This is a genomic window from Nocardia sp. NPDC006982, assembly GCF_042869435.1.
In the GTDB taxonomy this organism is placed as follows: domain Bacteria; phylum Actinomycetota; class Actinomycetes; order Mycobacteriales; family Mycobacteriaceae; genus Nocardia.
In genome coordinates this window covers 1-13,537 of record NZ_JBIAFV010000027.1, presented here as the reverse complement: position 1 = coordinate 13,537, position 13,537 = coordinate 1, and the positions used below count along the sequence as shown (strand labels likewise).

13 protein-coding genes and 1 CRISPR repeat array are annotated in these 13,537 nt (G+C 64.8%); of the genes, 3 read left to right on the top strand and 10 right to left on the bottom strand.

The features are described 5' to 3' along the window. The first annotated feature begins 5 nt into the window (after positions 1–5). The gene (locus ACFYOW_RS45435; RefSeq protein WP_387297680.1) at positions 6–3,299 is read left to right on the top strand and encodes a toxin; all 3,294 of its coding nucleotides are present in this window, start codon (positions 6–8) and stop codon (positions 3,297–3,299) included. A gap of 265 nt (positions 3,300–3,564) precedes the next feature. Here ACFYOW_RS45435 and ACFYOW_RS45430 read toward each other — a convergent pair whose 3' ends face one another. Both ACFYOW_RS45430 and ACFYOW_RS45425 read right to left on the bottom strand, forming a co-directional pair. Further along, entirely contained in the window at positions 3,565–3,735 is a 171-nt protein-coding gene (locus tag ACFYOW_RS45430; protein ID WP_387297678.1) for a hypothetical protein, read from the bottom strand. Between the two features lie 167 nt (positions 3,736–3,902). Further along, the gene (locus ACFYOW_RS45425; protein ID WP_387297676.1) at positions 3,903–4,337 is read right to left on the bottom strand and encodes a hypothetical protein; all 435 of its coding nucleotides are present in this window, start codon (positions 4,335–4,337) and stop codon (positions 3,903–3,905) included. A gap of 2 nt (positions 4,338–4,339) precedes the next feature. Between ACFYOW_RS45425 and ACFYOW_RS45420 the strand changes: the two genes are divergently transcribed. After that, the gene (locus tag ACFYOW_RS45420) at positions 4,340–4,558 is read left to right on the top strand and encodes a hypothetical protein (RefSeq protein WP_387297674.1); all 219 of its coding nucleotides are present in this window, start codon (positions 4,340–4,342) and stop codon (positions 4,556–4,558) included. Positions 4,559–4,602: 44 nt separating this feature from the next. Beyond that, positions 4,603–5,034 carry a hypothetical protein gene (locus ACFYOW_RS45415; protein WP_387297672.1) on the top strand — a complete coding sequence of 144 codons (432 nt, stop codon included), beginning with the start codon at positions 4,603–4,605 and terminating at the stop codon, positions 5,032–5,034. 1,419 nt (positions 5,035–6,453) lie between these two features. Here the strand turns inward: ACFYOW_RS45415 and ACFYOW_RS45410 are convergent. The 8 genes from ACFYOW_RS45410 to ACFYOW_RS45375 form a co-directional block, all read right to left on the bottom strand. Then, positions 6,454–7,083, bottom strand: a complete 630-nt coding sequence (locus ACFYOW_RS45410) for a hypothetical protein (RefSeq protein WP_387297670.1) — start codon at positions 7,081–7,083, stop codon at positions 6,454–6,456. 168 nt (positions 7,084–7,251) lie between these two features. Continuing rightward, positions 7,252–8,097 carry a hypothetical protein gene (locus ACFYOW_RS45405; protein ID WP_387297668.1) on the bottom strand — a complete coding sequence of 282 codons (846 nt, stop codon included), beginning with the start codon at positions 8,095–8,097 and terminating at the stop codon, positions 7,252–7,254. Further along, complete coding sequence (locus tag ACFYOW_RS45400; RefSeq protein WP_387297666.1) at positions 8,078–8,341, bottom strand: hypothetical protein; 264 nt, start codon at positions 8,339–8,341, stop codon at positions 8,078–8,080. Before ACFYOW_RS45400 ends, ACFYOW_RS45405 begins: the two co-directional genes overlap by 20 nt. Beyond that, the gene (locus ACFYOW_RS45395; RefSeq protein WP_387297664.1) at positions 8,338–9,354 is read right to left on the bottom strand and encodes a site-specific integrase; all 1,017 of its coding nucleotides are present in this window, start codon (positions 9,352–9,354) and stop codon (positions 8,338–8,340) included. Before ACFYOW_RS45395 ends, ACFYOW_RS45400 begins: the two co-directional genes overlap by 4 nt. 49 nt (positions 9,355–9,403) lie before the next feature. Further along, entirely contained in the window at positions 9,404–9,817 is a 414-nt protein-coding gene (locus tag ACFYOW_RS45390) for an ankyrin repeat domain-containing protein (protein ID WP_387297662.1), read from the bottom strand. Then, a complete protein-coding gene (locus ACFYOW_RS45385) occupies positions 9,818–11,239 on the bottom strand; it encodes a GH-E family nuclease (protein ID WP_387297660.1) in 1,422 nt (473 codons plus the stop codon). Then, the gene (locus ACFYOW_RS45380) at positions 11,239–11,535 is read right to left on the bottom strand and encodes a WXG100 family type VII secretion target (RefSeq protein ID WP_387297658.1); all 297 of its coding nucleotides are present in this window, start codon (positions 11,533–11,535) and stop codon (positions 11,239–11,241) included. The genes ACFYOW_RS45385 and ACFYOW_RS45380 overlap by 1 nt, the downstream gene beginning before the upstream one ends. Further along, positions 11,532–11,852, bottom strand: a complete 321-nt coding sequence (locus ACFYOW_RS45375) for a WXG100 family type VII secretion target (protein ID WP_387297656.1) — start codon at positions 11,850–11,852, stop codon at positions 11,532–11,534. Before ACFYOW_RS45375 ends, ACFYOW_RS45380 begins: the two co-directional genes overlap by 4 nt. 327 nt (positions 11,853–12,179) lie before the next feature. Further along, positions 12,180–13,427: a CRISPR direct-repeat array (repeat unit 28 nt; unit sequence GTGCTCCCCGCGCACGCGGGGATGATCC). Between the last annotated feature and the right edge of the window lie 110 nt (positions 13,428–13,537).

Sequence of the window (13,537 nt, the reverse complement as noted above, 5' to 3'; positions counted from 1 at the left end):
CCAAGATGAGCAACAACAAGCTGACTTTCGGCAACCACAGCTACAAGGAACTCAAGCTGGCTGGCTGGTATGAGACAACGTATCGGCCCGACACCGAGTACACCTACACCTTCGAAAACCTCTTCCATCCCTATGTCGGCCGACTGATCAAACAGCTGAACCGAAAGTCGTTGCCGGGTCTGCTGGACGCGAGCTTCCACCAGGACTTGGAGGCCGACTTCTTCGACGACTTCTACGACGCCCTCTCCTCGAGCCAGCAAGTCTCCTTCGGTACCTTCCCGAAGAAGAACATCGACCTGGCCGACGGCGGTCCCTACGCCGTCTACAACTGGGAACTGCTGTTCCACCTACCGTTCGGGATCGCGGTCCACCTCTCCAAAAGCCAGCGCTTCGCCGAAGCGATGCGCTGGTTCCACTACGTCTTCGACCCGACCAGCACCGACCCGGCTGTGCCACCACCCGCCCGCTATTGGCGGTTCCTCCGCTTCCGCCAAGAGACCGACCACCGCCAGATCGACGAGCTTCTCCAGCTGCTGAGCAAGCCAGACACCGAGTGCACACAGCCGGAACGTGACGAGAAGGTTCGGATCCTTGAGGGCTACAAGACCATCAAGGACAACCCCTTCCAGCCGCACCGAGTCGCTCGGACCCGGGTGATCGCCTACCAGTACGCCGTCATCATGCGTTACCTCGACAACCTCATCGCGTGGGGTGACAGCCTCTTCGCACAGGACACGGTCGAGTCGATCAACGAGGCCACCCAGCGCTACGTCCTCGCCGCCAACGTGCTCGGGTCGCGGCCGATGCGGGTCCCGCCGCGCGGCGAGGTCAAACCTCACAGCTACAAGCAGCTTCGCGAGCGGTCGGCGGCCGGGATCGACGAGTTCGCCAACGCCCTGGTCGAACTGGAGGGCAGGTTCCCGTTCAACACGGCACCGCCGCCGACCGGCACCAGCAGTGAGCCGCACAGCCCACTGCTGGGTTTCGGTCGAGCACTCTACTTCTGCATCCCGCGCAACGAGAAACTCCTGGGCTATTGGGACACCGTCGAGGACCGCCTCAGCAAGATCCGCAACTGCATGAACATCCACGGCGTCGTCCGCAGTCTGGCACTGTTCGACCCGCCACTCGACCCGGGGATGCTCGTCAAAGCGGCTGCAGGCGGGATCGATACCGCCAGCATCATCGCTGGTCTCAACCAGCCGATCGGACCGATGCGCGCCCAGCTTCTGCTTCAACAGGCCCAAGAGCTCTGCGCCGAGGTGAAATCACTTGGCCAGGCACTGCTCTCAGCCATCGAGAAGCGGGAAGGAGAGCAGCTCACGCTCTTGCGCCAGGGCCACGAGCTCCGCGTGCAAGAGTTGACCCAGGGCATCCGCTTCCTACAGTGGAAGCAGGCCGAGGAGGCGACCGAGTCCCTCCTGCGGACGCGCGCCTCGGCCCTGGAACGGTACGACTACTACCTGCGCGCGATCGGTGTGTCTCGCGACCCCAACGCCGTGCCGGACACCTTCGCGCTCGGCCATCGAACGCCGGTGACAGAGGAAACCTTCGACGAGGTCTTCGCAGCGCTCGTCGGCCAGTTCGACCAAGAAGTTCCGCGTCGGCCATACGCGACCCTCAAGCTCGCTGGGCAAACCTCGCCAGCCGTCGGCTCCGGTGCGATCGGCACAGGTCCGCTGTTCCTCAACGATAATGAGGCGGTCGACCTCAACGTCTTCGGCCCGGCAGCCCACAGCATCCGCGAGGACACGATGAAGGCCGACATGGTTGCTGCTGTCCTGGCACTGATCCCGGATATGGGCGTCGACCTGCACTTCTGGGGCATGGGTGGCCACGCCAACATCTTCGGCGGCTCCAGCCTCTCTACCGCTGCCCGCTTCTACGGCAACATCCATAACCTCGAGGCGACGGGAGAAGAGTTCAAGGGCTCGACCGCCACCAAGACCGCCTCCTTCGAGCGCCGGGCCGACGACTGGATCCACCAGGGCAATGTGGCTGCCCGAGAACTGGCCCAGATCGGCCGACAGCTGATCGGCTCTTTGATCGCGGAGCAGACGGCACACCAGGAGTACCTGTCGGTCAAGGAGCAGATCGACCAGACCCGAGAAGTCGACCGTTTCATGCGCGAGAAGATCGCCGGCGAGGCCCTCTACGGCTGGATGCAGGGCGAACTCTCGCGGCTCTACTACGAGCACTACCGCTTCGCCCTTGACGTAGCCCGCAAGGCCGAGCGGACCGCCAAACATGAGCTGATGCGGCCCGAATTCGACAAAGCCCAGTTCGTCAAGTTCAACTACTGGGACGCTGGCCGCCGTGGCCTGCTCTCGGGCGAGGCCCTCGCCCTGGACCTGAAGCGACTGACCCTGGCCTACGCCGAGAACAACCAGCGCGAGTTCGAGCTGACCCGCCACGTCTCGCTACGGCAGCTTGACCCGGTCGGCCTGCTCACGCTCAAGATGACCGGCTCGTGCACTTTCTCGGTACCCGAGTCGCTGTTCGACATGGACTGCGTCCACTACCTGCGCCGCCTACGCTCTGTCGCCCTGTCCATTCCCGCGGTGGTCGGGCCTTACACCCCGCTCCACGCAACGCTGACGCTGCTGGGCAGCTCCGTCCGGACCAAGCCGCTGCTAAAAGACGGCGCCTACGCCCGCCAACGCCCCGACGACGACCGCTTCGTCGACTACCTCGGCACCGTCCAGCAAATAGTCACGAGCGGCGGGACAAATGACGCGGGCATGTTCGAACCCAACCTGCGGGACGAGCGGCCGCTGCCGTTCGAGGGTGCCGGCGCAGTTTCCACCTGGCGGATCGACCTGCCCAAAAACAGCTCGATTTCGGATATCGTGCTCCACTTTCGCTTCACCGCCCGCCAGGTCAGCGACGCCTTGGCCAAGCAGGCCAACCTCGAGCTTAAGGACCAGCTCGAGCACGCCGCGTCCTCGGGGCTCGCACTGATGTTCAGCCTGCGACACGACTTCCCTACGGAGTGGACCGACTTCGCCACCAGCGGCGGGAATCTGACTTTAACGCTGCGCAAGGACTACCTGCCATTCTTCGTGCAGTCACGTGACGTCGCCATCGATGCGATCGACCTGGCCACGAAGCGCGGCGATACGCTCGGCCGACGGGCCGCCCTAACAACAGCGGGCGACAGTGCCACACTGACCGCGCTGTCGGACGGGCTCAACGGCCCCAACGCCAGCACCACGCTCACCCTCCCGCCCGACGCCCAGATCCTCCGCAGCGACGCGCCCAGCCCCGTATACCTCATCGTCCGCTACCACCTCGCCTAGTCGGAACTCAGAGTGGGCTTGGAACGAAGCCCGACGCCGGTTCCCGCATCGCGGGGTGATCTTCACCAGGGTGGTCGGGTGCGGCACGGCACCACCGTCGAGCCCGATCCGGCGGAACCGCCGCCAGGAGATCGAAACGCTCGCCCCCATCGGAATAGGCGGCCGCCCGAACCGGGGATCGAATTTTGCGCCGGTCGGTGACCCCACCTACACACTCGCCTGGATCAGGACCCTCCAGGCAGACCACGAACGAAGCCGACAACGATCATCCCGACAGTCGACTTGCCAGCACCAGTACGGTCTGATCGTCATCGGTCACCGCGACGACCGCAACCGTCTGGCCGCTGCCGATGATGTCCCAGTCCGATTCGTGCCCGGACGGCATCCGGTAGCGGCGCGTGATGATCCTGCGGTGACCATCTACCAGCTTGTTCATTCAGCGGCGTCCATCGCGTCACGCGGCGAGTATCAGCACGAACTGCGACTCTATGCCTCGGCATCAGTCGGCGCAACGAGTGCGGTGCCGACTCAGTCGGTATCGGATCCGGAAACTGGTGCGGCATCGCAGCCGATCGCTGGGGGCCGTCGAGGTTCGAGCGGACCTCAGCAGGGGCCGACGACGTTCCGACTTGAACGGCGCCTGCGTCCGCGCTCGAGGTCTGCGACCGGTGCTGTTTCGCGCGCGGACTCCTTCTCCAGGGTCAGCAGGTTGATCACCGATGCGTAGAGCTGCACCTGTTGTTCGAGTTCGGTGCAGTGCGCGCGCAGCTCAGCGTACGCGGTCTTGAGCTTGTCGTAGGCGCTGGGCTCGGCCGCCGCGGCGGCCGCGTGGGCGGCTTTGACGCGGGCCTGGAACAGTTCCTTGAGGTCGATGTGCTGGTGGGTGAGTCTCCAACGTTCGAGACCGGCCTCGACGGCGAGTTGGGAGACACTGAGCCGACCGGTGGAGCGTAGCGGTTTGCCGTCCAGCAGCCGGTTCATCGCGGCCAGGAGTTTCTTGCGGACGGGGCCTTTCTCGGTCGCGGCGGGCGGGGTCACCGGTGGTTCTCCAGGATGGCGTTGAGGCGGTCGAGTTCGTGTTGTTCGCGCTGGTGCCGGATGGGTGGTGCGAGGGGGTCGGCGACGATGTCGGCGAGTTCGTCTCGGCGCCTGCGGATTTCGACGATGTCGCGGTCGGTGCGGGCGATGTTCGGGCAGCGGGGCGGCAGTCGTCGGTGTCGGGGGTGACCATTGGATCGTCGGCCGTGCCGCGCAGCTGACAGGCCGCCTGAACGGGGTTCAGGACGCAGGTCATGCCCTGGCCGTGGAAGATCTGCAGCAGCGGGTTGCCGACCAGATCGCGGGCTTGTTTTCCGCTGGTGAGCACGTGTCCGGCGAACTGTTTGTGGGCGGCGGGGACTCGTATCCGGTAGGCGTCGGCGGCCGGGCCGCTGACGTGTTCGCCCTGTTCGAGGGCCCGTTGGTTCTCGGCGAGTTCGTCCAGACGAGCGAGGAAGTCTTCGAAGGCGTAGTCGTCTGGGAATCCGGACTCGTAGGTTCCGGCGTAGCCCTGAAACATTCGGGTTTCGACATGCCCGTATTGCAGTGCGCCGGCGACGATTCCGCGGGGGCGGCGCCGGATGAACCAGGCGAGAGTTCGCCGGAATCGGGACAGGTTCAGGGGGCCTCGTGGATCAGCGGGAATGCCGTCGATGCCGCGACTGGAGCTGTAGGAGTTGATCCAGGTGATGAATGATTCCAAGTCTTTTGCGACGATGTTGGCGAGTCGCGCTTCACCTTTGCGTGTGCCGGGGTGAAACCGCTGGCGGGCAAAGTCGTTCGGAAACAGTAGTTGGTGGTCGTGTAGACGTTCGAGGATTGCGACTGCCTCGGCGACGGGCTCGACGACCACCCAGGGATCGCGGCGCGGTGCCCCTGCCGGGATTTTGTTGCCTTCGTCGTCGGTGGCGTTTTTGAAGTAGGTGCCCGACATGACCAACAGGCCCGATTGTGGGTCGTGCTCGATGCATCCGCGATGCAGGTTGAGGATCTCCGCCGGGCGAGCGCCGGACAAATACGCGAGGATCACCGTGCAGGCCGTGCGCAGATGTCGCGCCAGCGTGCGGGCTTCGAAGTGGGCGATCGGGCGGTCGAGCCAAGGCCTTCGGTCGAGTCGCCCGGTGATCGGAGTATCCAGGTAGGCGTTGTCTGCCAGTGGGATTCCCGATTGGAGTATGACCCGCCCGATCGCTGCTTTCTTCAGGCCGTGGGGCGCGTATTCGAAGATCCGGCCCAGGTGCGGCCAATCGATGTCGGTGGTGCCGTCGGGCATGGTCCTGCCGGGCAGCGAGCCGCTGCTGCTGCGGAGCCGGTCGAGGTAATCGGTGACCAACCGTTCGATCTGGCCTTTGGGTGAGCGTATGACAGGCCCAGATTTGCGCCGGCCTTCGATGCTGCGGCTTTCGAGGAACTGGAATTCGGCGTAGGCGGCGATGATGTCGTCGGCGAGGTCCTCGATGAACCGTAGTGACCATGCCAGCAGCGATTGCATGGTTTTCTCGGCGATGCGTGGGGTGAGGTTCGCTCGTGCCTGGACGGTTTTGCCGAGCAGTTCGTGGCAGAGGTCGCCATGGCGGCAGCGGTGGCAGCCTCATCTGTTCCGGCAGGATGCTGCGATAGGACCATAGCCGTCGAACCTCGACGATTCGCCTATATTTCCTAGGCAGTGACAGGTCTCGATTGCCGATATCGATCAGGTAGTAATCGAGCAGTTCGGCAGTGACTTGACGCAGTTCGGTGACGCGATGGCGGTGCAGCCAACCCAGGAAGTCTTTCAGGGAAATCCAGGATGAGTCTATGGACAGGATCGAAGGCCGACTCACCCTCACCTTCCCCATCCGCACCGGGCAGTCGGTGTTGATCTGTTGCCAGACATAATGTTTCGCGGTCAGGCGCAGCGGTTCTGGGATGGCGGCGAAGTTCAGGCTGGTCGCGTCGGCGTTGGCTTCGAAGATCGCCTCGTTGAGATGCCACCGGTCATCACAGTACCGGGACAACGCTGCCGGATCGGTTCCTGGGAGTAGTTCACGATTCAGCAGGACCAGCGTGTCGTCCTGCGGCCACTGGGTTTCGGTGGGAGCGTCATGGGGCTGAGGGATGTCGACGGCGTGAGTGGTCATCGCAGGTCGAGCTCTCTGTTCAGGAACCGCTCCACCAGGGCGCGGTCGGCGTCGGTTGTGGCCGCTCGGGCGTCGTCGACGTCGATCGCGTCGTGGCGGCTGAGCAGTTCGGTGAGTTGGGCGTGGGGCAGTCCGAATCGTTGAACCCAGGTCAGGGAGGCCATCTCCGCTTTGCGGGCTTCGATCCAGTCGTGAACGAGCACCTGGATCGGCAGGTGTTGGGGCAATGCTCGCGCGCAGGGACAGCTCAGGCATTGCATGAATGAGGCCCGGCATGGCTCTCCGGCAGCGGAATGCGGGCTCGTGCCGTCGTCAACGCAGGCCGCCATCACGGTGTCGAGTTCCCGGGCGATCATGCGCTTGAAAACCCTTGCGTCCATGCCGTGTTGGGCGGCGACCGCGTCGGGATCCTTCTGAGCCCTTGCGAGGTCCTCGGTGGTCAGGTGGGCGATCACAGCGCGGGCCCGCGCCTTGTCGACCTCCCCGGCCAACGCGCCGGCGACGACCTTCTGATATTCGGTCACACTGCCGCAGTTGCGCGACAGGTAATCCGTGACCAACGTCTGTTCGCGATGCGCGACCGGTCTCTGATGCAACTCCAGATAGGTCAATCTGATACGGTCCATCGCAGCATGCATGGGAACCGGGTTCCCCTCGTCATCTTTGGAATCAGGCACCAGATTGTGCGATCTGCTCTACCGGCCATACCAGCCATCAGGTTTGTCGATCACCCGCAGCCAGCGCGTAGCGATCTTGGAGGCTCCGCCGCCGGTGCTGTTATAGCCGATGAAAAGCTAGTCCGTGCCAGCTAGCTCACGTGAGCGTGCGGTCAGCTCGATCATCAGGGCGTAAACGCCGAAGGGGGTGTGCGTTTCGTCGCGGGCGGACAATTCGTCGGGTCGGTCGGGGATGCTTATCCAGTCCGGAACTTCCGACAGCGCCAGGTTCATGTAGGCGCGGTGGCCGCGGCGAGGCTTGTGGGTGTCCAGGATCGCCGTCGCAGTCTGTCCGCTGTGCCCGTCGGCGCGGTGATGGGCCACCCCAACGTTCAGGATCACACTCCGGTTCTGACCCGTCATCGCTGCCAGCAGGATGATTCCCGCGATGGCCTCGCTCGCCACCAGATGTAGTTGGCCGATGGCATCGACCGTCGAGCCGACCCGACGAACCCAGTCCTTCGCCTGGTCTCGCGGCGCCCCGCTCCGAAGGGTGAACTGATATCTGGGGACATCAGCATGACGGTCGACGAAGTCGAGCAGTTCCAGTCTCCGGTCGGGGTCGGCCAAGTCCCCATCGCGATACTTCTGCAGCAACTCCCGATTGCGGCGAATCCGGACAGCAGCAGTACGCAGGTCTTCGCGGGCGGCCGTCACGATTCGCCTGAACTCGCCGCGGCTGTAGCTGGCCTTGGTCGACACCGGCCGCCGCAGAGGGTTGCGCTCCAGTAGCTTCGCCACCAACGCATCGGTGACGCCGTCGGCCTGCAGCAGCAGCTCCTTAAGCATCCCGAGGTCTGTCGAGATACTCGCCGCTGTGCGACGGTGCTCGGCGTAGCCGTCGATATGGCCCGGCTCCAGATCACGCACCCAGCTGGGCGGGTCGGGAATCATCGTCAGATACTCAGCGAACGAACGGGTCACCCCCGAACACGCTCTGCATCGAGCTGATCGCCGTCATCCGGCTTCCTCCAGCCGTCCGCCGCGCGAACGCGACCGCCAGCTCCTGCTGCATTGCCGGAGCCATTGGCAGGCGGGCGAAGTCGAAATCCTTGTGCTCACTGCCGTCCTGGGCGAAGCATCGGACGACCAGGCTCTCGCCGAGAATGCCTCGGGCAGGGCTGGTTCCGGTGCTGGGCAGGGCGGCTTTGCGTCCCCGCCGGCTCACCGTGCGCGCGCCAGCGGGTCGATGATCACTCGCGGGTGTCCCGCGACGGCTTCGATCACGAACTTCTCGATATCGAGTCCCTCGATCTGGGCGAGCAGGACCTCAACCGACAAGTTCTGGAACGGCTCCAGGTAGACCGATTTCGTGGTCTCCACCCGGCGATGACCAAGGACGGTCTGCACGAAATCCCAAGTGCCGCCGAATTGCTCACGAAAATCGCGGGCCTCGTCCTCACTGAGATGCTCGACCCGTTTGGCGTAGACCAGCTTGCCGACCGAGAACCATCGCAAGGCAGCCGAATGACGACCCATGTGCGGAGTCACCCGGAAGTTGTTCAACCCCAGCGCGGCGACGCGCTGGTTGGCGGTGTCGAAGGTGTGGTGCCAGCCGTGCGGGTCACGAGGCATCCCGTCCTCGTTCAACCACAACCACGCCGGCTCCAACCCCGCCGGCGTCTCCCGGAACATCCTGCGCCGCAACGACGAACGCACCATGTTCCAGTCCCGCACGACCCAGCCGCCGTTCTCCTCATCAGGCATCACCACCGAACCAGCGTGGCGGTCGACGTCCACCAGCATCCGGCGGGAAAGCCGCTCATAGGTGCCATCGTCCTGCGCCTGGCGGACCGCCCGTGCGCGGGCTCCCTCGACATATCCCCAGACTGCGCTCAACGCGCGCCTAGGGATCCAATACGGGTGTCCGTAGCCACCTTTGGCGCACTTGTCAGCCAGCTCACAGGTGTAGAAGCCGCGCCCGACTTGCAGCCGCGGCAGCTCCGGCAGCACCACGCTGGACCACTCGCTCAACCGCAGCGCGGTGCCGTAGAGACTGTCGACGAACGCCGCATCCCGCTGCTCGTTATGGCCCCGCCATGATCGATCCCGCCGCCCGGACAACTCCCGCCCGCGCAGCCCGACATCGCGCCACCGCGCCCACGCGGCCGGATCCAACCACTTCACCGCAGCGTTCCGCTTAGCCCTCGGATAATCCACCTCAGCGAACACGTCGACCACATCTTCGTCCTCATCTCCTCGAGCGCGGCGTCGATGTCGGGGTCCTCGGTCACAGCAGGTCCGCGAACTCGGCTTTGATGTGAGGTTTGTTGGTGGTCTCGTTGATGAAATGCAGCGGGCTCTTGGGGCCGAAGTAGGTCTTGATCGTCTCCCGCCGCGGGTCGGCGCCACGCGCCCGTAGCACGCGGATCGTGGCGACCGGGTCACCGCCGGTGGCGGTGGCTGCCCAGTAGATCGCGGGCATGCCCTTCTCGGTGAGGGCGTCGACATCGGCCCCGGCATCGAGAAGCCGTTCGACCGCCGTGGGGTTGGCTTCCTGGGCGGCGAAATGCAGTGGAGTCCAGTCGTCGTTGTCGCGGACGTTGACATCCTCGGTGGGGAGCAGGCGCTCGATGGCTTCGAGATCGCCGTGCAGGGCGGCGTAATGCAGTGGGGTGCGCCCCCATTCATCGCGTTCGGTCATCTACTTCAGTTCCCTTCTACCGCTGCGGTTTCCGGTTGAATCCTCGACGTGGAACCAGTCGGGGTGGCTGTTGACTTGTTTGTCCAGTTGTTCCTGGGTCCAGCCGTTGGCTTGTGCGTCGGCGATCAGCTTCCGGTTCTCATACCCGCTGTTGTGGCCGAAGTCCCAACCCGGTTTGACCGGGTACCGGACTCCGTTGGCTTCGTCGAGGTAGTACTGACCCTTGGGATCCTTGGGGAGCTGGGTGATCTCCGGGTGTTTGTCGTAGCTCTTGTCGATCGACACCTTGATATCCGGCTCGGACTTGACGGTATAGAAGTCCTCGGTGGCATCACCAGGGCGCTTCCACTTGTCAGTGTTGTTGACGATCGTGTCCTTGGTGGGCTTCCACAGATTCGGGCGGCGAAGCTTCGCCCAGGATGTGAACGGCCCTGGAGCCACCGCGCCATCGGCGACGGCGAGCGCTGGTCGTGCTTCGATCAGCGGGATCAACAATTCCGAGCCGCGGGCAAGGGCTTGGGACACCGCGACCGGAACGCGCACGGTCTCGACCACACCCACCAGGGCGCGGATCATCGTCGCGATGCGTGCGCCGTAGACGCTGATCGCGATCGCCATCCCGCCCTGAGCCGCGTACGCCGACCCGCCGGCGGTGAACGGGGCCGCGATCCAGCCGAAGGCTTGATCGACGGCCACGAGCGCCAGTAGCTCGATGAGTGCGTGTTTGATCGCGCTCTTGGTCTGCTCTACCGAATTTGCATATGAGTCGCAGGAAGTCGCGAGTTCCTCACACACCCCGGCCAGTGACTCGAACTCGCCTTTGACGATGTCGGCCTGCTCGAGCGCCTGCTCTGTCTCGGGGCTCTGCTGTGCCTCGATCAGCTCCCGTGCGGTTGGTAGCGGGGCAGCCGATACGCGCAGACCGTTGGCCATCGTCCGCCACGCCGCGGCCATCTTGCGCAACACATCTGGGTGCCCGTTCGGCCACACCTCGCCCTGCACCCAATCCTTGACCAAGGACCAGCCGGTGGGTTCGGTGTCATGGCCACCGAACGCGGCCGGAGGCTCGGGCGGGTTGTAAACCTTGAGCGTCCCTGGGGGAAATACGAGGTCGTTCGGGTTCGGTTCGGGCGCGGACTGCGAATTCGCGTTGGCGTGGTTGGCGGCGGTGAATTGCAGCAGGTCGTGCATCTGCCCGACCGCCAGCGCGAGGTCACCGAGTGCGTCGACGGTGCTCCACGCGGCCGGGTCGTAGTCGTTGGTCCATTTCCGGCCGGCGTTGTCCGAGCCTGCGCTACCACCGGAGGCGGCCAGCACCTTGTTCAAGGTGTCGACGTTGTAGGTCAACGCGTTGTGCACGCCCTCGTACACCTCGGCGGCTTTGGTGAACCCCTGCGGGTCCACCTGCACGGGAGGTGCCATCAGGGCCACATTCTGGTGTTGGTTTCGATTGCGGCGCTGTAGTTTTGGTGCGCGGTCCTGGCGACATCGCGGAGTTCGTCGAGGTTGTCGCGCATGTCACCGACACCGGCGACCCATTTGTCATGCGCCACGCGCTGCGCGGTCGCCGCCTGGCTCGACCACGTCAGATGCAGGTCGGCGATATGGCGGTCGACCTCGCCCAACCAGTCCTCAACACTGCGACCGAACTTGTCCATCGTATCGATCGCGGCATCGAGCTGCTCGAGGTCAACCCGGTAGCCGTCCTCGCTGGTCACGGCAGATCCAACCCCTGCAAACCGGTGATCGCCTCCCGGTTTGTCGCATCCCGCAACTCGTACTGGATAGCGGCCTCGGACAGGCTCGCCGCGGACTCCTCCAAGGCAGCGACCACCGTCTCGGCACCATGCTTCCACTCCACCCACGACTCGTCGTAAGCGTTGGCCGCCTTCCCCTTCCAGCCATCGACCAGAAGCTCCTTGCCGATCATGTCGTCGAGCTTGGTGAGTTCGTCTCGGATGGTCTGTGCTTTCCCGGCGGTAAACCGCGCCGCCTCACGTAACCGGTCCACCTCGACTTGGAGTTCCCCGGACACCCCGCCTCCCTCCGATCGTCCCGCTCGCCCCTGAACTATATGACGCAACGCGTAACCGGCTGGTTCCATTCTCAGATCGTCTGGCAGGTCGTGGAACGATAGTGGGGCACAGAAGAACTCGTGCGTGGGCACGATCAGGCGGTCTTTGGACACTTATACGTTCTCGGTCGGGAGCAACGAGCTCGATCGCCTCACGATCACCGTGCAGGGCGGCCTAGTTAGTGCAGCGGATACGGTCCTATTCGTTGCGTTGGTACATCTTGGATGCCGTGAAGGAAACCGAATGGAATTTGTTAGATTGGTCGACAAACCGCCACGTCAGCAAGTGTGCTCCCCGCGCACGCGGGGATGATCCGTGGCCTGCCAGGTCGTTGGCGTAGATGCCTTGGTGCTCCCCGCGCACGCGGGGATGATCCGGTCCGCGAGACAGGCCCGCTCGAGCTGTATCGGTGCTCCCCGCGCACGCGGGGATGATCCGACCGGCATGAGCGTGTGGTGGCGCGATCACTGGTGCTCCCCGCGCACGCGGGGATGATCCGGCCAGGAAGATACCCCTGTTGCAGCGCTCCCTGTGCTCCCCGCGCACGCGGGGATGATCCGGCCGGGCTCGTCGACAAGCGCCGGTCAGGGAAGTGCTCCCCGCGCACGCGGGGATGATCCTGAGAACACCCACCGGTACGCGGTCAGGTACTTGTGCTCCCCGCGCACGCGGGGATGATCCGATACCGCCATCGTTCCTGGACCGCACCGAAAAGTGCTCCCCGCGCACGCGGGGATGATCCTGTCGATGACCTGCCCGCGCTGATCGGTCACCAGTGCTCCCCGCGCACGCGGGGATGATCCGCATCAGGTCCGGACACGTTGCCCGGAGTGGACGTGCTCCCCGCGCACGCGGGGATGATCCGAAATCTCACCCGCCGGATGGGCTACCTCGAGGGTGCTCCCCGCGCACGCGGGGATGATCCGGTCACGGTGACCGGGCTCGCGCCGGTGTTGCGGTGCTCCCCGCGCACGCGGGGATGATCCGCCCCCAGGCGTGCGACGGCCTCACCGTGGTCCGTGCTCCCCGCGCACGCGGGGATGATCCATCGCCCGACCCTCGCCCAGACCGTGCCGTGGAGTGCTCCCCGCGCACGCGGGGATGATCCCGAGAGCCCCGAACTGGCCGAGCTGCGCGCGCAGTGCTCCCCGCGCACGCGGGGATGATCCGTTGCCGTAGAGCAGAATCTTCTTGGTCGCGGCGTGCTCCCCGCGCACGCGGGGATGATCCGACCTCACCGACCGAGACCGTGCTCGGGGCCTTGTGCTCCCCGCGCACGCGGGGATGATCCGCCGCCGCCCGCTTCGTGGTAGCTGAGCGCCTGGTGCTCCCCGCGCACGCGGGGATGATCCGGACATCGGTGGGCCGGTCTCGAAACCATGGATGTGTTCCCCGCGCACGCGGGGATGATCCAGCGCCGCGGCGACCGAAAGCAGCAGCAGGGCAGTGCTCCCCGCGCACGCGTGGATGATCCGGCACGCCGCGCGAACGGTGAAGGCAGCATGTAGTGCTCCCCGCGCATGCGGGGATGTCAGCGCTCTTCGAAAATCGGATCTGGCACGCTTTCCGTGATCTCGGCTGAATAGTTCAGTCGCGGAGCAGGATTCGTTTGCGCAGCAGGTCGAGGTTGGCGCGACCGAACATC

Coding starts and splice junctions, on each gene's coding strand:
- ACFYOW_RS45435 (WP_387297680.1), top strand. CDS start 6: ATGAGCAACAACAAGCTGACTTTCGGCAACCACAGCTACAAGGAACTC.
- ACFYOW_RS45430 (WP_387297678.1), bottom strand. CDS start 3,735: ATGAACAAGCTGGTAGATGGTCACCGCAGGATCATCACGCGCCGCTAC.
- ACFYOW_RS45410 (WP_387297670.1), bottom strand. CDS start 7,083: ATGGACCGTATCAGATTGACCTATCTGGAGTTGCATCAGAGACCGGTC.
- ACFYOW_RS45390 (WP_387297662.1), bottom strand. CDS start 9,817: ATGACCGAACGCGATGAATGGGGGCGCACCCCACTGCATTACGCCGCC.
- ACFYOW_RS45385 (WP_387297660.1), bottom strand. CDS start 11,239: ATGGCACCTCCCGTGCAGGTGGACCCGCAGGGGTTCACCAAAGCCGCC.